Annotated in this window: 14 protein-coding genes; 10 read left to right on the top strand and 4 right to left on the bottom strand. The window is 57.7% G+C overall.

The features are described 5' to 3' along the window. Positions 1 to 285: 285 nt before the first annotated feature. Both EN861_RS28040 and EN861_RS28035 read left to right on the top strand, forming a co-directional pair. Complete coding sequence (locus tag EN861_RS28040) at positions 286 to 1491, top strand: aminotransferase class V-fold PLP-dependent enzyme (RefSeq protein WP_135867018.1); 1206 nt, start codon at positions 286 to 288, stop codon at positions 1489 to 1491. Positions 1492 to 1948: 457 nt separating this feature from the next. Beyond that, positions 1949 to 2875 (top strand): LysR family transcriptional regulator, encoded by a 927-nt coding sequence (locus EN861_RS28035; RefSeq protein WP_135867016.1) that lies wholly within the window; start codon positions 1949 to 1951, stop codon positions 2873 to 2875. A gap of 194 nt (positions 2876 to 3069) precedes the next feature. On the opposite strand, the gene EN861_RS28030 is transcribed toward EN861_RS28035, so the two are convergent. From EN861_RS28030 to EN861_RS28015, 4 genes are all read right to left on the bottom strand, one after another. Next, positions 3070 to 4218 carry an FAD-dependent oxidoreductase gene (locus tag EN861_RS28030; RefSeq protein WP_245512123.1) on the bottom strand — a complete coding sequence of 383 codons (1149 nt, stop codon included), beginning with the start codon at positions 4216 to 4218 and terminating at the stop codon, positions 3070 to 3072. Beyond that, a complete protein-coding gene (locus EN861_RS28025; protein ID WP_135867012.1) occupies positions 4205 to 5611 on the bottom strand; it encodes an NAD(P)/FAD-dependent oxidoreductase in 1407 nt (468 codons plus the stop codon). The genes EN861_RS28030 and EN861_RS28025 overlap by 14 nt, the downstream gene beginning before the upstream one ends. Further along, entirely contained in the window at positions 5608 to 5916 is a 309-nt protein-coding gene (locus EN861_RS28020; RefSeq protein WP_135867010.1) for a (2Fe-2S)-binding protein, read from the bottom strand. The genes EN861_RS28025 and EN861_RS28020 overlap by 4 nt, the downstream gene beginning before the upstream one ends. Positions 5917 to 5993: 77 nt before the next feature. Next, positions 5994 to 6776 carry an IclR family transcriptional regulator C-terminal domain-containing protein gene (locus EN861_RS28015; RefSeq protein WP_245512122.1) on the bottom strand — a complete coding sequence of 261 codons (783 nt, stop codon included), beginning with the start codon at positions 6774 to 6776 and terminating at the stop codon, positions 5994 to 5996. A gap of 122 nt (positions 6777 to 6898) precedes the next feature. Here EN861_RS28015 and EN861_RS28010 point away from each other — a divergent pair, with 122 nt between their 5' ends. The 8 genes from EN861_RS28010 to EN861_RS27975 all read left to right on the top strand — a co-directional run. After that, positions 6899 to 7663 (top strand): enoyl-CoA hydratase/isomerase family protein, encoded by a 765-nt coding sequence (locus EN861_RS28010; RefSeq protein ID WP_135867008.1) that lies wholly within the window; start codon positions 6899 to 6901, stop codon positions 7661 to 7663. A gap of 6 nt (positions 7664 to 7669) precedes the next feature. Then, positions 7670 to 9256, top strand: a complete 1587-nt coding sequence (locus EN861_RS28005) for an AMP-binding protein (protein WP_245512121.1) — start codon at positions 7670 to 7672, stop codon at positions 9254 to 9256. Then, complete coding sequence (locus EN861_RS28000) at positions 9246 to 10364, top strand: hypothetical protein (protein ID WP_135867006.1); 1119 nt, start codon at positions 9246 to 9248, stop codon at positions 10362 to 10364. Before EN861_RS28005 ends, EN861_RS28000 begins: the two co-directional genes overlap by 11 nt. Before the next feature lie 51 nt (positions 10365 to 10415). Continuing rightward, positions 10416 to 11531, top strand: coding sequence for an ABC transporter substrate-binding protein (locus EN861_RS27995; protein ID WP_135867004.1), 1116 nt, complete (start codon positions 10416 to 10418; stop codon positions 11529 to 11531). 15 nt (positions 11532 to 11546) lie between these two features. After that, the gene (locus EN861_RS27990; RefSeq protein WP_135867002.1) at positions 11547 to 13310 is read left to right on the top strand and encodes an ABC transporter permease subunit; all 1764 of its coding nucleotides are present in this window, start codon (positions 11547 to 11549) and stop codon (positions 13308 to 13310) included. Continuing rightward, on the top strand, positions 13307 to 14449 hold the full coding sequence (locus EN861_RS27985) for a Xaa-Pro peptidase family protein (protein ID WP_135867000.1): 1143 nt from the start codon (positions 13307 to 13309) through the stop codon (positions 14447 to 14449). Before EN861_RS27990 ends, EN861_RS27985 begins: the two co-directional genes overlap by 4 nt. 109 nt (positions 14450 to 14558) lie before the next feature. After that, positions 14559 to 15581, top strand: a complete 1023-nt coding sequence (locus tag EN861_RS27980; RefSeq protein WP_135866997.1) for an ABC transporter ATP-binding protein — start codon at positions 14559 to 14561, stop codon at positions 15579 to 15581. 28 nt (positions 15582 to 15609) lie between these two features. Next, positions 15610 to 16894: amidohydrolase (locus tag EN861_RS27975; protein ID WP_135928196.1), on the top strand; the 1285-nt coding region annotated here is incomplete at its 3' end.

Raw genomic sequence — 16894 nt, 5'->3', positions numbered from 1 at the left:
CTTTGAGCGCCAAGCCCAACAGAGTGCACTGTGCCGTGCAAAAATGAACGGGGTTTCTAGCGAACCGTCGTCGCGCAGCCGGGAACTGGCTGCTCCCAATTCCCGGAGGGCTGCGGCGTCTGGAATGACAAGGACCCCGCGGCTATGCAGGCTTCTGCGATGCGGCTCGCAGTAGATCCTTAGACGGCGAAATTTGCACGGCCGTCTGCAAAAACGGTGAATTCCACGCGCGTGCCTTTTCAGCCAATAGTCGCGAAGGGCACAACATTAGGGGTCACGATGTCCATGTCGCACGTCAACCGTGATGCTACCGATGCACTGGACATTCACCGCCTCCGTGCCGACACCCCCGGAACGCAGAACAGAAACCATCTCAACAACGCAGGTGCCTCCTTGATGCCGAGCCCAGTCATTGAGGCTGTCACCCGCTACGTCAGGCGGGAGGGTGAGATTGGCGGCTACGAGGCTGCCGCCGAGGCCAACGCTGCTCTGGAGGCAACATATGATAGTGTGGCCGCCCTTGTGAACTGCAGCCGCGACGAGATAGCGATAGCTGAGAACGCCACGATTGCCTGGCAGCGCGCTTTCTATTCGCTCTCGTTTAAGCCTGGGGACAGAATCCTGACGGCAAGCGCCGAGTTTGCGGCCAACTATGTAGCATTTCTCCAAGTTGCCAAGCGTACCGGCGCCAGGGTGGAAGTCATTCCCAATGATGCATCAGGCGTGCTCGATCCCCACGCGTTGGAGGCGATGCTGGACGATCGCGTCCGATTGATTGCGATCACCTGGATTCCTACTAATGGTGGGCTGATCAATCCAGCAGCAGCGGTCGGTCGCATAGCGCGCCACAACGGCATCCTTTACCTGCTTGATGCTTGCCAAGCCGCCGGCCAATTGCCCATCGACGTTGCTGCGCTGGGCTGTGATATGCTGACAGCTACCGGAAGAAAATTCCTGCGCGCACCGCGAGGAACCGGTTTTCTCTATATCCGTCAGTCATTGCTGGAGACGATCGAGCCGGCAATGATCGACCTTTATGGCGCTCATTGGATCGCACCGGATCGCTACGAGCTTCGAGCCGATGCCAGACGTTTTGAAACTTGGGAGAAAAACTACTCCGTTCGCGTTGGCCTGCGGGCAGCAGTGGATTACGCCCTTGAGATCGGACTGGACAAGATCGAGGAACGTTGCAGGCGCCTCTCGTCGAGACTGCGCGAAGGGCTAAACGATACGAAGTCAGTGTCCGTACATGATCTCGGGACCCAATTCGCCTCTATAATCTCGTTCACGGTCGCCGACCGCCGCTCACAGGACGTCATGGCGCACTTGACAAACAAGGGCATCAACGTATCGGTATCGCCGCCTTCGAGTACACTTATTGATGCTTTCACGCGAGGCCTCCCGCCCGTGGTGCGCGCGTCTCCGCACTATTACAATACCGAGGCGGAAATCGATAGTTTCCTGGAGGCAGTCGCTGACATCGCTGCCTAGTCGGTCGTTCGCTACTGAAGAATGACTGCCTGGCGCTTCGGAGCCAAAGCGTGTGCGGCAAAGCTGCTCCACGGCTCTCAGATTCAGATCTATCCCGCGGCCTTCGATGCCGCCCAGCGCCCATCGTGGTCCTGAAACCGGCCACGGAACGGCACGCGATTTCCGGCTCTCGTGAGGCAGTCGATCAGCGAGACGAGTTGGTTGCAAACTGGTCTTGGCGACGCTCGCCGCCGTCGAGAGTTTTGTCCAGCCTATGCCTGCGCTCCGGCGAAACGCCACCCTGTCCTGTGCCCTACGAAACGCTCCATCAGCAACAGCCTGCATAAGAGGCATATGAGCCGGGCCTCGCGAGCTCTCGCGTATGCCGGCAGAGGGAAGCTGCAACTCTAGTCAGAAGATTTTTGCTCGGCTAATGCGACTTGTCGCCCTATGGTGTGCAAAAATAGACGACAGGCACATGACTACACCGCTTGATCATTTGGACTGGGATGATCTGAAGCTGTTCCTCCGGGCGGTACGGAGCAAGAGCATCACAGGCGCGTCCCGCATCCTTGGCGTCAGTCACTCGACAGTTTCACGCCGTCTCAGCAGGTTGGAATATGCGGTCGGGGCAGGGCTTTTCGAACGAACGAGGGACGGTCTCGTCCTGACGACCGTGGGCATGACGGTCCTTCGAAGGGCAGAGGAAATAGAGCTCGGCGTCAACAGTCTGCGCTCGGACATGAGCAGCCAGAGCGAGGTCAGCGGAACCGTGAGACTGGCAACAATGGAAGGGATTGCCTCGCTCTACCTCGCGTCGCAGTTAACACGTCTTACGTCAAAATACCCCGATCTGCTTCTGGAGTTGGTCACGTCACCCCAAACAGTGCGCGTTGCCCGCCGCGAAGCGGACCTCTTCCTGAGTTTTTTCAAACCTCAGGGAAAGGTCCTCGTTGGCGAGTGCATCGGCCGCTTCGCCACACGGCTTTACGCTTCTCCGTCCTATCTTGAGAAATACGGAATTCCCGAAGGCAAAGAGGATCTCCAAAGACATCGTTTTGTCGGCTACATCGAGGAACTGGTTCAACTCGAAGCGGTCCGCTGGCTCGAAGATTTTATCCCCAGCCCAAATCTCGCCTTCGCCTCCAACAGCATGATTGCCCAAATGTTTGCGGCATCGAGCGGAGCGGGGATCGTCGCGCTTCCAGAATTCGCTCTGTGCGTCAACACGGGTCTGGTCAACGTCTTGCCGGCCCTTCAGGGGTACAGGGATGTTTGGCTTTCCGTACATCAGGATCTGGCAAATCTTTCCCGAATTCGCGTGGTGAGCCGGTTTCTGAAGGAACTCATGACCAGCGATGAGGCAAAGCTCGGCGGCCGCCAGATGTGGACGCAGAACGAATAAGTCATTGTGTCCAGTATCGCTCGTGCGCATTCGGGCGGTGAATGCTGGTCACTCTCGTGCCGCTGACGATGATAACCCGCGACTCGAAGGCGGGTAAGTTTTCAGGCGCAACGCGGCAATTGCTCCGCCTTGCTCAGTAGCTCGCCCAAAACCATCTCCGATGTTGTTGCGCTCGCGCCAGGCGTTCTGATCCCCTAGTCGAATTCCGTGGTGATCTTTTCACTTGTCTCCAATTGGACATTGAACCGGTCAATGCGATAGGGATGTAGATCGCATGCTGGTTGTTCATCCGCGACCACGGCAGCCAGGCAGTCTCCCACCGCTGGTGCAATTTGAAAGCCACCGCCGCTGCCACCGAATGCGTGAAACAGACCGGGCACTGCTTGACTGGGACCGACCACTGGCAGCATGTCAGGGAGATAGCCTTCAACACCGGACCAAGCTCGGATTACCTCTGCATTCGCGAAACTCGGTACGACGGATGCCAGAGATGCCATCCCCTGCACAATCTTTTGCGGCGGGACATATGTATGTTCCCCGTCGGCCTGCGAGCGTGTCCGAGGGTAGCCCGCGAAAATGATGTTTCCTCGGGCGATTTGTCGGACGATAACGTCGCCTTCGACAGCCTGGACAATCGGACGAAGCATGTAGGGCAGTGGTTCCGTGACAAACTGCGGCGGGCCGGCTGAAAACATCGGGACTTCTTCGCCAAACGTCTTGGCTAGAGAACCGGCCCAACCGCCGCCGGCATTCACGACCTTCGTCGCTGTAAAGCGACGACCCTCGGTGGTCCGCAGCGAAAAGCTTCCGCCATTGGGGACGAACTCAGACACCTGTTGGCCTTCGAAAAGCTGACCCCCGTTGCGCAGAAAAGCTCTGGCCACGGCAGGGGTCGATAATCTGGGGTTTGCGACGGCGCATCGCGCTGAATAGCTGGCTGCCGCAACATCGGGTGAAAGGAACGGGAATCGACGCTTGAGATCAGCCCGGTCGATGATCTCGACACTCAGGCCGTTGCATCTGGACGCTTCTGCGTAGCCGAGAAGCTTTTCAAGTCCTTTCTGCGTTCGGGCAAGGTAAAGATGCCCTGTTTGATCGTACTCGCAGGTTTCGCCGATCTCGGCGTCAAACCGTTCCCAAAACAGTTGAGCTTGCAGTGAGAGTGGATACTGTAGCGCTGCGCGTCCTTGAAGCCGAAGGTTTCCGAAGTTTGCGCCACTGGACTGTGCACCCACAAAGCCGCGATCGACAACCGCGACGTTGAGGCCCCGCCGTCTTAGGAAGAAGGCGGTAAAGGTGCCAAACAATCCTGCGCCGATGACGATGACATCAAATTTTTCCATCATTTGACCCGCTGTCGGCTGCGACCAACGGAATCGGCCGGACCGGGGCTTGGGCGCGCAACCGCCCGACATTACCTGCACCCTTGTTGGTGAGTGACGATAGGAGGCTTTGCAAGGCAAAGCCGCAATATCTCCCCTGGCACCGCCCCATTCCACACCGGGTGATTGCCTTGACGCGGTTGATTTCAGCCGGCCCCGCCGCCTGAGCGACAGCCTGGCGGATCTCTGCAGCGATTACTCTCTCACATCGGCACAGTATCATCGTGTCTGGCGCCTCGGCGGCTGCCGCAACGGGAGGGATAAAGGCACGCGCCATGGCATGCTGAAACTTTCGCCACCTTCTGAGCTGCCCCCGCATCGACTTAACCCGGTTCTCCGGTAGCAGCGTGATCCCCATTTCCCGCAGGACCGATAAAGCTGCTAACGCGCCGCTCACCTTGGCGCCAATCGCACCAACCGTCCTGGCCGCATCGCCAGCAACCCACAGGTCCTCAGACGCGCGTCCGTCCATGTCGGTGGCCGGAAACCATTGGCCGTGTTCGGCGTCAAACTCGAACTGAGCGCCAGCAAGCTCGGCAAGCTGCGTCTCCGGTCTCAGACCGTGGCCAATGGCCACTGCGTCGCACGCGACCGTCTCTACCGGATGCCCGCGCCGCCGAAACGTGATGTGTTCGACCTTTGTCGACCCCTGAATTTCGAGAAGGTCCGCACCGAATATTATTCGCACGCCAGCGCGTTGCAACTCCTGAAGCAGGCGCAGGCCTTCGAAGAGTGTTCCGGCACTCCAACGGGCCATGGCCGGCGCGGCCTTTATCTTCTCAAAGAGCGACGTTGAATCGACTATGACCAGATCGCGGGCTCCAAGGCGCAGGTACTGAGCTGCTGCAAGATAAAGAAGCGGCGAACTTCCGGCAAAGACGATCTTCCTGCCAATGAAGGTTCCATGTTTCTTGAGCGCAACCTGCGCGCCCCCCAGTGTATAAACGCCTGGCAGCGTCCAACCCGCAACCGGCAGAATGCGATCTGTTGCGCCGGTGCAAAGCAGGAGATGTTGAAAGGGTATGTTGGATAATCTGTCGCCGGCGAAGACTTCGAGCCTCTTATCATAGACGCCCCAGATCGTCGTTAGCGGTCGATAGTTGCTCTGCGCGAGGATGGCGTCCTCGACGGTCTCACGATCTCTCACGCGGGCCGCATAGCGCGTGCCGAACAAAGCGTTCATTCGAGGTTCCGCAAGGGGCCCCAAGCGCCGCGTCCCTTGACCGCCGGCTGCATCTGCTTCGTCCAGGATCAGTGGAGCGACCCCTGCTTGCAGGAACGTGCCAGCGGCAGCCAGGCCGGCGGGGCCGGCGCCGACGATTACTGGGGGAAGATGGTTGACGTCGATTTTCATTGTTCATGTCGAAGGGGAGGGCGACTTGCGACAGTCATGCCTGACTCAACCGTCGTCATGCACGCACGGATGCGTCGACCGTCTGCAAGCCATAAGGAACAGTCCTGGCAGGCGCCCATCAGGCAAAAGCCCGCGCGGGGCGTGCCGTCGAATTCCGAGAAGCCCAGATAGCCGTGAGATCGCAGGACTGCGGCGATCACCGTTTCGCCAGTGCAGGCAGGCGTCTCTAGCCCGTTGAACAAGATGGTGACTGCAGATCTGGTTGCATGGGTAGGCCGAAATTGGCCGAAGGATTGTCCCGACATGGGAAATTGCACTCCAATGGTCAGTTTTGCCGCTGGCTGCCGCAACCAGCGTTGCTCAATGTCGCGACAGCATCGCACTAATAAGCAGAGACGGAACGGGCTGCTGAAATGATAAGCTTCGCGTACCGCTCGACGACCTCCTCCCGGGAAAAACGCGACAGCGTGGTCGCAATACTTATGGCGCCAATGGCCTGCGAATCTGGACCAAGTATTGGAGCAGCGATTGATGCATCACCGTGGTAAAGCTCTTCGAAGCATGCTGCGTACCCTTGCTGGCGAGCGGCTTCAATGAGATCGATCAATCGATCTGGATCTGTTTCGGTATGCGAGGTGTGTTTGACAAGATCAGACGCAGCGATCACCGAACAAGCGATGTCGTTCGGCAGCCGCGACAAGATCGCCCGTCCTGGAGACAAACAATAAGCCGGCAGCCGGGTTCCCGTGGTGACATTGGTTGCCAGGACATGCCGACTTTGAATGCGCTCGAGATAGACGACTTCAGTGCCATCGAGCACAGTCAAATTGACCGTCTCCTCGGTTTCCTTGCTGACGTGGTGCAGGACAGGCATGGCACGATTTACGAGCTGCGATGACAGCCGGTAGTGATAGGCAAGGTCGAGCGACTTCAGCGACAGCGAGAACTGCCGCGTACCGGGATGCTTCAGCAGATACCCAAGTTGTTGAAGGGTGTGCGCAAAGCGTTGCGCTGCACTTAGATCCAAATCAGCCTGCTGTGCGATTTCCGAAAGCGTCATTGCCGGGTGCTGCGCGTCAAACGCTTGCAACACCTTAAAAGCCTTCGCGACGGACTGCACCATCAGCGGATCTGCTTTGGGTGTCTTTGTAGGGGTCGTAGCCAATCGTTTTCTCCTGAACGAACCGCCTTCTTCTGGCGCCCCGCGTGGCATTGCGCAATGGGTCGTTGACATACAATAGACCACATGCGATAAACAATAACAACTATTACAATGCGATGGTGAATATGGACAAGATGATTGTTCCTGAAACGATCGGTCGCGTGCGCCGGCTTATTTTGAACAGGCCGGAAAAGCTGAATGCCTGGAACTCAACGATGCGACGGATGCTGGCTGATGAGCTGGCGCTCGCAGAGCAAGATCAAAGTGTCCGAGCTTTGGTTCTCACGGGGGCGGGAAGCCGCGCATTCGGTGCGGGTCAGGATCTTTCGGAAAGCAAGCTCTTTCAAGCGTCCGACGCAGCTGGCTGGATGCAGGAATGGTTGGATCTCTACCAATGCTTTCGACTTGGCACGAAGCCGGTTGTGGCCGCAGTCAATGGGGTCGCTGCCGGCTCCGCATTTCAGGTCGCGCTCCTGTGCGATTTCCGAATTGCGCATCCTGGCGTGATGATGGGGCAGCCTGAAATCAAGTCAGGCATTCCAACGGTAACCGGCAACTGGATCATGCGGGAGTTAATTGGCCTGGCTCGGACCGTGGACCTGACGCTTACCGGCCGGATGTTGAGTGCGCAGGAGGCCTTCACCTTCGGGCTCATCAGCAGGATCGTGCCCGAAGATGAGGTGCAAGCCGTTGCGCTTGCCCTTGCCGAGGAACTCGCGAACCAGCCGCCCCACGCCATGCGTTTGAACAGGCAGCGAATTGCGGAAGTCACCCAGCAAGGGTTTGAGGACGCCATGACGGCGGGTGTTCGTATCCAGACGGAAGCCTACGCGACGGGTGAGCCACAAGCGATGATGGAGCAGTTCCTCCTGCGGCGGAAGAAGGCGTAAGCTCTCATGCAAGCTGCCCCCGACCTTCCAGGCATCACTTCCGGTCAACCGCTCGAAGCGCATGGTCCTGTGATGGTCAGCGGTCTAGTGGCGTCATTCAAGCAACTGGCAAAGGAAGCGCCGGATCGGATCTTTGCGTGTGATGCCGATGGGTCAGTTTCTTTCGGCCAGCTTGCCAGCAATGTCGATGCATTGGCAGATTACCTGGATGAGATTGGCCTTCGACCGGGCGATCGTGTCCTGGTTATGATGCGAAACAGCCGGACGACACTCGCGCTGATTTATGCGATCTTGCAGCAGGGTCTCGTATGGGTTCCGATGAATCCACTGTTGATCGGCCCAGCGCTCGATCACGCTGTAACGCTTGTAAAGCCGACCCTGGCGATCTGCGATGTCGATCTGCTTGAAACGCTCGCATCCTGTGAGTTCCGACCAGCTCTTGGGGTTATCAACCTTCCCGACACCCTGACGGCGCTCGACGGTCGCGATCGGCTGGAACCTGCTCCGCAAGACTGTGCCGCGCTGATGTTCACATCTGGCACGACGGGCCCCGCCAAAGCGGTGATGGTCACTCATACCATGCTCGAACTGGCGGCCAAAGCCGTGATCAGATGCGCTGATGCGCGAGAGGGCGACAACTTTTACGTCTGGGAGCCCTTTCATCATATTGGCGGTGCGCAAGTGCTCTTTGTGCCTTTGTTCTCGCAGGTCGTATTGACGTTGCGAAATCGCTTCAGTGCGTCTCGTTTCTGGCAGGAAGTCAGTGAAGCCGGCTGCACGCATATTCATCATCTTGGCGGTATCATCCAGATTCTTCTTCGACAGAACGAAACCCGCTTCGATCGCGACCACAACGTGCGCATTGCTTGGGGCGGCGGCTGCGCGATCGATGCCTGGCGGCTTTTTGAAAAGCGCTTCGGACTGGAAATTCGCGAATGTTACGGAATGACGGAGTCGTCCAGTTTAACAACCTTCAACGCCGAGCGCTTGGTCGGATCAGTTGGACGTCCTCTGCCCTGGTTTGAGGTGTTTCTCAAGAATCAAGATGGGCTCGTCATCCCGTTCTCGTCCAATGACAAGGGTGAAATCATTGTGACGACCAATCTGGCCGGCGCGATTTTTCCTGGCTACTACAACAACGAGGCGGCCACCAAGGAGGCACTGCGACCGGACGGGTTTCACACCGGCGACCTGGGATCCTGGGACCCGTCGGGTATGCTGATGTTTCACGGTCGCATGAGCGACAGTGTGCGGTGTCGTGGGGAGAACGTTTCCGCCTTCGAGGTCGAATCCGTCGCCAATCAACACGTCGATGTTGAGGAAAGTGCCATGGCAGGCGTGCCGGCTGAAATCGGCGAGTCCGACATTCACCTTTTCGTTCGCCCCCGCCTGGATGCGACTATCGATCCCGGGCAGCTTTACACCTGGTTGTTGCCCAGGCTCGCACCGTTCCAGCGGCCACGTTACATTTCTGTTGTCTCCGAATTTCCGAAAACGCCCAGCCAACGTGTGCAAAAATCTCGCCTCGTCGAGGCGTCTCACGAACGCTGGGATAGTGCTTGTATCAGCCACCGGTTTCAAAATGAAGGTTGATCTCCTGATCACCGGTACTGGCATGTTTGCAGGTCGCATCGTCCTTGACCTGGCGGCTACGGCGCGCGTCCCGATCAACGTCATGATTGCCGGTCGAAATCAGGAACGCCTGATTTGGCTTCGCACGGCTGCCAATGCCCGGGCAAAGATGTTCGGCACCCCGACGACGATTTCGACCCATGAGATTGACTTGCGCGCGCCGCAGGCCTGCTCAGACCTGATTTCGAGCTTCCAACCAAGGATCGTCGTGCAGGCCGCTTCGATTCAGACCTCGAGCGTCATTTCGAGCAGTCGGGAAGGCTGGGGCCGATTGGTGGCAGAAGGCGGTTTGTCGGCGACTGCGGTTCTTCAAGCCTTGATATCGAGCAGAATGGCGGCAGCGATTTCGTCCGTGTCGCCGCGAACGCATTTCATCAATTGCTGCTTTCCAGATGTCGTCAACGAAATGATCGTGGCGATGGGGCATAAAGTGCTGTGCGGAACCGGCAATGTCGCAATTCTCTCAAATATCTTTGAAGGAGCAAAGTCGCGGCGCTCCCTGGGTGCGGGACCTCTGAAGGTCCTTGCCCACTATCAATCTCTCGGACCTTGGCGCGAGTCTCCCGATCGTCGGATCGGCGCTAATCCACCACGGGTATTCGTCGCCAACGATGAGATTGCTGACGTATTTGCCACCTTCCCCGATGTTCGGCTGACGAGAGAGCCGGCCATTGAAGTATCAGGGGCGAGCGGAGTGACCCTGATCCAGGCCTTGGCGAGCTCTCAAGCCTGGGTCGGCCATGTCCCGGGACCCAATGGCCTACCAGGTGGCTATCCTGTCGAGCTCGACGAACGCGGCAATCTTTCTCTCAACCTGCCAGAGCGCCTTGATGCTGATGAGGCTGTGACTTGGAACCGTAATCATGAGCTTGAATCAGGCCTCACGGTCGACAAATCGACGGTCCGCTTTCATGGGCGTTTGGCGACCTGCCTTCGTGATGCAGGCTTTGCATACGCCGATGGATTTGAGGTGAGCGAGCTTGAAAATGCCTGCCAGGAGCTCGAGCGCGTTCGCGATCGGCTTCTGGCAGACGGCAAGGGAAAGGAGGACAGCGCTTCAATCGCGTGAAGACACTGACAACATCAACATCTCTAATCGACAACAAAGGGGAATGAAAAAATGAAGAATACTTTGTCGAGACGATCCATCCTCAAACATAGCCTTTCGTTGGCGGCGATCGGTGTCGCCGGGCTGAAGCTTTCAGCCCCGGCGATAGCCAAGTCGCTGACTGGTACAGGAGAACTTGTCGTTTATGACGGCGGGGGCACCTGGGGAGCAGCACAAAAAATCGCTTTCTTCGACCCATTCGAGAAAGAAACTGGAATTCGTCTGATCCGCAGCCCCCGATCTGAAATGGCCGCGATCCGCGCAAGCGTCAAGGCAGGTATCCCGCGGTATGATATCACCGTCATCGCCGGCGCGGACGTCCCGAGCTTTGTCGCAGATGACCTCCTTCTTCCCATCGACTATTCCTTCTTCGAAAAGGAAGACCTGGCGGGCTTCGACACCGTATCCACTCAGAAGTTCGCGTGCCCACACATCATATACGCGTTGATAGGGGCCTATTCCACGGATGCCTTTCCGAAGGGTGGCCCAAACAACTGGTCGGATTTCTGGGACACAAAAAAGTTTCCGGGACTGCGGACCTTGGGAACCGGGGTCCAGCAGGCTGGAGTTGGCACTTTCGAGGCTGCCTTGCTCGCAGATGGCGTCGATCCGTCAAAGCTCTATCCACTGGATTGGAATAGAGCCTTCAAGAGCCTGGACCGGATCAAACCGGACATCCTGAAGTGGTGGGAGAGCGGTGCGGAGACCGGGCAGCTGCTTGTGGACAAGCAGGTTGTTGCCGGAAGTGCCTGGAACGGCCGCATAAGCAGTGCGATTGATGAGGGCGTAAAGCTGTCATTCATGTGGAATCAGGGCTTATTGCAAACGGACTACTGGGTTGCTCTCAAGGGCAGCAAGAACCAGGAGAATGCGATGAAGTTTCTCGCATTTGCCGGGCGCGCGGACCGACAAGCAGAATTTGTCAAGCACATCCTCTATTCTCCGCCGAACAGCCGTGCCTTCTCCATGATCGCCCCGGAACTGGTTGCCAAGCTGCCGACCCAGCCGAGCTTGAAGGGCCAGTTGATCCCGCAGGATTACGTTTATTGGGGACAGTCGACCGACGGCGTGCCTAATGTTCGATATGCTGTTGCGCAGTGGGAAGCGTGGATCTCCGGCACACGGTAGCGATAGGAGATTTCGTTGGGAATCCTGACCGCATCGCCGGTCAAGAGGCACAATGCTGTGACCATCTTAGCTTTGGCCCCAGCATTGTGCTTTCTGATCATATTTTTTGTATATCCAATCGCCAAAGTCCTTGCCGACACAGTTTTCGTGGACGGCCAGTGGGATGTGTCCGGCTATGTGCAGACGTTCCGCAATTCAGCGTTTCTGACAATCTTTGGCAGAACGATCGTTCTGTCGCTTGCCGTAACTGCCATCTGCCTTGCACTGGCTTATCCCCTCGCGCACACGCTGGCGCAGCTAAAAGGGCCGGTTGCGGCGATCTTCTTGTTGATGGTTGCGATACCGTACATCACCAGCGTGCTGGTAAGGACCTATGGCTGGATCATCATCCTGGCGCCAAACGGCTTGATCAACAAAGCCCTCCTTTCGGCGGGACTCATCGATAAGCCCATGCAACTCGTGTTCAACATGCTGGGGGCATACATCGGCACCGTCCAGGTGCAATTGCCGCTGATGGTCTTTCCAATCTATGCCTCGATGAAGCGCTTTGACCACACTTTGTTGGATGCAGCCTCCAACCTCGGCAGCAATCGCCTGAGTGCCATCTGGAACGTATATTTGCCCCTGACACGGGTGGGCATCATCAGCGGCTGCTCGCTGGTGTTTTTGTCCACCCTGGGATTTTACACGACGCCAGCCCTGCTCGGCGGAACCAGCAACTATCTCCTGGCCCAAGCCATAACCGTTCGCCTGAGCAATCTGGCCGACTTTGCCGGCGCCTCGACGCAAGCTGCCATTCTGTTTGCCGTCACGGTGGTGCTTATGATCGTCTTCCGAAAATGGTTGACCTTCCACAATGAGCATCAATTCGACCGGCTGCCCGCCGGGCGCAGGAATGTCGCCCGCTACAAGGCCCGCCTGCGAGATGCCGGCAATCGGCGTCTTGGTCCTGCCCTGGATCACCTGGGTGCTACGCTTTCACACCTCCTCAGGCCGTTGCGTTGGACGGTGTCCATCTTTGTCCTGGCGTGCTTGGTTCTTCCGCTTCTCGTGGTCATTCCCCTGGCCTTCAGCGGTTCGTCATACATTTCATTCCCGCCGCCTTCCCTCTCATTGCGCTGGTTCAAGACATTCTTCGAAAACAGCCAATGGCTTGAGGCCGCGCGCTTCAGCTTGGTGACATGCGGTGCTGCCGTCGTGGTTTCCATAGCGCTGAGCATCCCCGCAGCCATGGCCATGGTCCGCAGGAAAATGATTGGACGCGAAACGTCGTACCTGTTCTTGATCGCGCCGATCGTTCTACCGCAGGTCGTCACGGCGCTCGCACTCTACCTGCTCTTTGCGCAATCTGGTCTCGTCGGCACGAAGGCGGGGTTCATCGTCGCATATACAATCATCGGTCTTCCCTATGCGGTGATCGTTCTGGTTGCCGGCATCCACCAGCTCGATGACAGCCTGGAGATGGCCGCTGCCAATCTGGGAGCGACACCGCTTGCAGCCTTCCAGACCATAACGCTGCCGCTTCTCCTTCCTTCTATCGCCAGTGCTGCTTTCTTCACCTTTGTGATGTGCTTCGACGATGTCGTCTTCGGTCTTTACCTTGGCGGGCCGGATGCCGTGCCGCTCTCGGTCCGCATGTGGGATGACATCAAGAACGAGATCAGTCCGCAGGTGGCTGTGGTCGCCACGCTCGTCTTCGGCATGATGGCTCTCGCCTATGTCGGTTACCTCACCATTCCTGCCCTGCTTAGAAAAACCATCCATAGGAGTAAGAGATGAAACGGTCCCATCTGGCATTTTCTGAAAGCGAGTTCCGAGCTCGGCTGGATGCTGTGCGAAATGAGATGACACGGATTGGCGTTGACGTTGCCGTCATCGATCAAGTCGAGACCATGGCTTGGCTGACCGGCTTTTCGGTCGGTGAGACGATGTGGCGTTGCTGCGTGGTGACGCCGGCGCACGATCCGTTCCTGATCATTCGCAGTCTCGACGTACCTCCTTGCGAGGAAACGACGTGGCTGGATACGATTGTCGGCTTCAGGGATTGGGATGATCCGCATCAGGTTCTCGTCGGTGAACTCGAAAAGCGCGGTTTGTCCAACAAGGCGATCGGCATCGAGTTTGCGTCCCAATCCATGTCAGTCTCGCGCTACAGCGCCCTCAAAGCGCTTCTGCCATTGGCGGCCTTCAAGGACTTCGGCGGCGCATTCTGGGCGGTGAGAACGATCAAGTCGGAAGCGGAAATCAACTATCTCCGAAAAGCTGCCGAGATCTGCGACGTCACTATGCTCGAACTGGTTGACGTGGTTCGCATTGGCGGATTCCAGCGCGAACTGGTCAGAGCAGCAAGCGATAGCTTCCTTGCAATGGGAGGCGACCGTGGTGCGTTAGGCATCATAACAACCGGCGTCAGCTGGGATGCATTGCATTCGCACGAGCAGTCGGGTCCGATAGAAAAGGACATGATCGTCCACATTGAGCTTTGCCCAAAGGTCAGCAGCTATAGCTCGCGCATCATGCGATCAATCATTGTTGGCAAGCCAACGGCGCGACAGCAGACGGTTGCCAGGGCTCTCGTCGACATCCAGGATCGTCAAATGGCTGCGATCAAACCGGGTGCAAGCGCCCGCCAGATCGATGCCTTGGCTCGCGACGCGGTGATGGAGCAGGGTCTTCGCCCAAGCTACGACAATGTCACTGGCTACACACTCGGTTGCTTCCCGGCATCGACACAGATCGGAAGCGAGTTTTTCCATAGCTTCACGCCCGGCGCCGACTGGGAAATCAAAGAGGGCATGGCGCTGCATATGTATCTTTCGGCCGAAGGGCTTGCTTTCAGCGAGTCGCTGGTGGTGCGCGCCAACGGCATAGAGCGGCTCACGAAATCCGATCGCAAGCTATTTGAAGCGGCGAGCTGACCTTATTTGCGCGGCACAGGTCGTTGCTGGCCGAAGCCGTCAAACCAATCCGATTGAGAGGTGGAACGTGCAACCAAGAGGGGCCCCGGTCACTGCAAAGAACCTATTCATGAAATATGGAAGGTTCACGGCTCTTCATGATGTTTCGATTGATGTCGAAGCGGGCGAGTTTCTGGCATTGCTCGGTCCGAGCGGGTCGGGAAAATCAACGATGTTGATGGCCATCGGCGGCTTCAACATTCCGACCAGCGGCGACGTCATCATCAACGATGAAGTCGTAACTCAAAAGGCGCCGCATTTGAGGAACGTCGGCATCGTCTTCCAGCGCTACGCCCTTTTTCCCCATATGACTGTGTGGGAGAACGTGGCCTATCCGCTGCGCCGTCGAAGGATCGCATCCGCCGAGGTTGCGAAGGAAGTGACGCAAGCCTTGGAGATGGTCAGTCTCGAAACCCTGGCCCATCGCTTTCCAGCCGAGCTTTCGGGCGGTCAACAGCAGCGCGTGGCTTTGGCCCGCGCGCTGGTGTTTCATCCACCTGTTTTGTTGATGGACGAACCGCTCGGGGCTTTGGATCGAAAACTGCGCCAGCAGTTGCAGATGGAGCTGAAAAAGCTTCATCGATCCCTGGGAACGACAATCATCCTTGTTACGCACGATCAGGAAGAGGCTCTTTCCATGGCAGACCGCGTTGCCGTCATGGCCGAGGGCCGGCTTCTCCAAATCGGCACGCCGACCGAGCTTTATTGTCACCCGAACTCACCATTCGTTGCCGACTTCATTGGCGAAAGCAATTTCCTCGATGTCGAAGTGGTGACTGTGGCGGGGGATCTGGCGACTATCAAGATAACGGGAATCGAAGAAAACCGCACCGTCAGGCATTTGGGTCTCAACGGCGCAAACTCTGCGAAGCTGGCCGTCCGACCCGAGTATTTTCACGTCTGCGGGGAGGGGCCGGGTTTGGCCGCGACTGTCGAAGAGGTTGCGTTCCAGGGGGATTCAGTCGCCATGTTGCTTTCCTCTCAGCAGGGCGAACTCAAACTGAAGTCAAGTATATCGCACGGCTTCAAACACGGTGACAGAATCAAGATCGCGCCCGACTGCGAGCGGTGCGTCTTGTTCCCCAGCGACTAAGAACACCAGAAGAAAACGAGGAGGCTCCATGCCCACAAGCGTCAACATCGCTCATCAGCTGGTCGAGGATCGACAGAAGGCGTACTGGGAACTGAGCGACAGGGTTTGGGAGACCCCTGAGCTGAACTACAAGGAGTTCAAGTCATCGAAGCTCCATGAAGACGCTCTTCGTCGTGAGGGATTTACCGTCTCAACAGGTATAGGAGGTTTGCCCACGGCCGTCATGGGCGAGGCCGGAAGCGGCGGACCGACTATTGCGATATTGGGCGAATTCGACGCGCTTCCTGGCTTGGAGCAGGCGGCGGGATCGCTCTCGCCAAACGAGAATGCCAATCCTGGGGCAGGTCATGGATGTGGCCACAATCTGCTTGGCGCGGCGTCCCTCCTCGCAGCGGTAGCGGTGAAGAATTATCTTTCGTCGTCGGGCGTACAGGGTCGGGTTCGCTATTATGGTTGTCCGGCTGAAGAAGGCGGGTCGGGCAAAGCATTTCTGGTGCGCAGTGGCGCCTTTGATGATGTCGACGCGGCCATAACCTGGCACCCGGCCTCTTACTGTGGCATCCCGAACCCCGTTTCGCTTGCCTGCAATGAAATCGTCTTCGAATTCAAGGGCAGGAGCGCGCATGCAGCCGTTTGTCCGCATCTCGGCCGAAGCGCGCTGGACGCGGTCGAACTGATGAATGTGGGCATCAACTACCTGCGCGAGCACATCCCAAGCCGGGCACGCATCCACTATGCCATCACCGATACGGGCGGGCACGCGCCGAACGTCGTCCAGGCCAACGCGGCTGTTCGCTACGTCGTACGAGGCAGCGACACGAAGGAACTTCGCGGTCTTGTCGAGCGCGTCTTCAAAGTCGCTGAAGGCGCCTCCATGATGACGGAAACCACCGTTAAATGGCGCATCGTGACGGGTGAGGCCAATCTATTGGGCAACGAGACGCTGGAGAACCTCATGTTTCGCTGCCTGCAGGAGTATGGTGCTCCCAGGTTCGACGAGGCCGATCAGGCCTTCGCAAAAGAGCTCCAAGAGACGTTCCCTGGCGGCAGCGTTGAGGAAACCGTCAAGTATTTGAACCTTCAAACCTTAAAGACCTCCGCTCTTGCTACCGAGCTCGTCGCGCCGCGCTCGACCGATCCTTCTATTGCCGGATCAACGGATGTCGGGAACGTCAGCTGGGTTGTTCCCACAGTCGAGCTCCGGAGCACGACCCATGCAATGGGGACGCCTGCGCACTCTTGGCAGACTGTTTCGCAAGGAAAGATGCCGGCTGCCCACAAGGGCCTATCACACGCCGCGGTCATCATGGCTG

It is taken from the genome of Mesorhizobium sp. M8A.F.Ca.ET.218.01.1.1 (assembly GCF_004791165.1).
In the GTDB taxonomy this organism is placed as follows: Bacteria; Pseudomonadota; Alphaproteobacteria; order Rhizobiales; family Rhizobiaceae; genus Mesorhizobium.
This window is presented reverse-complemented; position numbering and strand designations above follow the sequence as displayed.

Excerpts from the sequence above, each read along its gene's own strand:
- EN861_RS28040 (WP_135867018.1), top strand. The coding sequence starts at position 286 with ATGTCGCACGTCAACCGTGATGCTACCGATGCACTGGACATTCACCGC.
- EN861_RS28035 (WP_135867016.1), top strand. The coding sequence starts at position 1,949 with ATGACTACACCGCTTGATCATTTGGACTGGGATGATCTGAAGCTGTTC.
- EN861_RS28030 (WP_245512123.1), bottom strand. The coding sequence starts at position 4,218 with ATGGAAAAATTTGATGTCATCGTCATCGGCGCAGGATTGTTTGGCACC.
- EN861_RS28025 (WP_135867012.1), bottom strand. The coding sequence starts at position 5,611 with ATGAAAATCGACGTCAACCATCTTCCCCCAGTAATCGTCGGCGCCGGC.
- EN861_RS28020 (WP_135867010.1), bottom strand. The coding sequence starts at position 5,916 with ATGTCGGGACAATCCTTCGGCCAATTTCGGCCTACCCATGCAACCAGA.
- EN861_RS28010 (WP_135867008.1), top strand. The coding sequence starts at position 6,899 with ATGGACAAGATGATTGTTCCTGAAACGATCGGTCGCGTGCGCCGGCTT.
- EN861_RS28005 (WP_245512121.1), top strand. The coding sequence starts at position 7,670 with ATGCAAGCTGCCCCCGACCTTCCAGGCATCACTTCCGGTCAACCGCTC.
- EN861_RS28000 (WP_135867006.1), top strand. The coding sequence starts at position 9,246 with ATGAAGGTTGATCTCCTGATCACCGGTACTGGCATGTTTGCAGGTCGC.
- EN861_RS27995 (WP_135867004.1), top strand. The coding sequence starts at position 10,416 with ATGAAGAATACTTTGTCGAGACGATCCATCCTCAAACATAGCCTTTCG.
- EN861_RS27985 (WP_135867000.1), top strand. The coding sequence starts at position 13,307 with ATGAAACGGTCCCATCTGGCATTTTCTGAAAGCGAGTTCCGAGCTCGG.
- EN861_RS27980 (WP_135866997.1), top strand. The coding sequence starts at position 14,559 with ATGAAATATGGAAGGTTCACGGCTCTTCATGATGTTTCGATTGATGTC.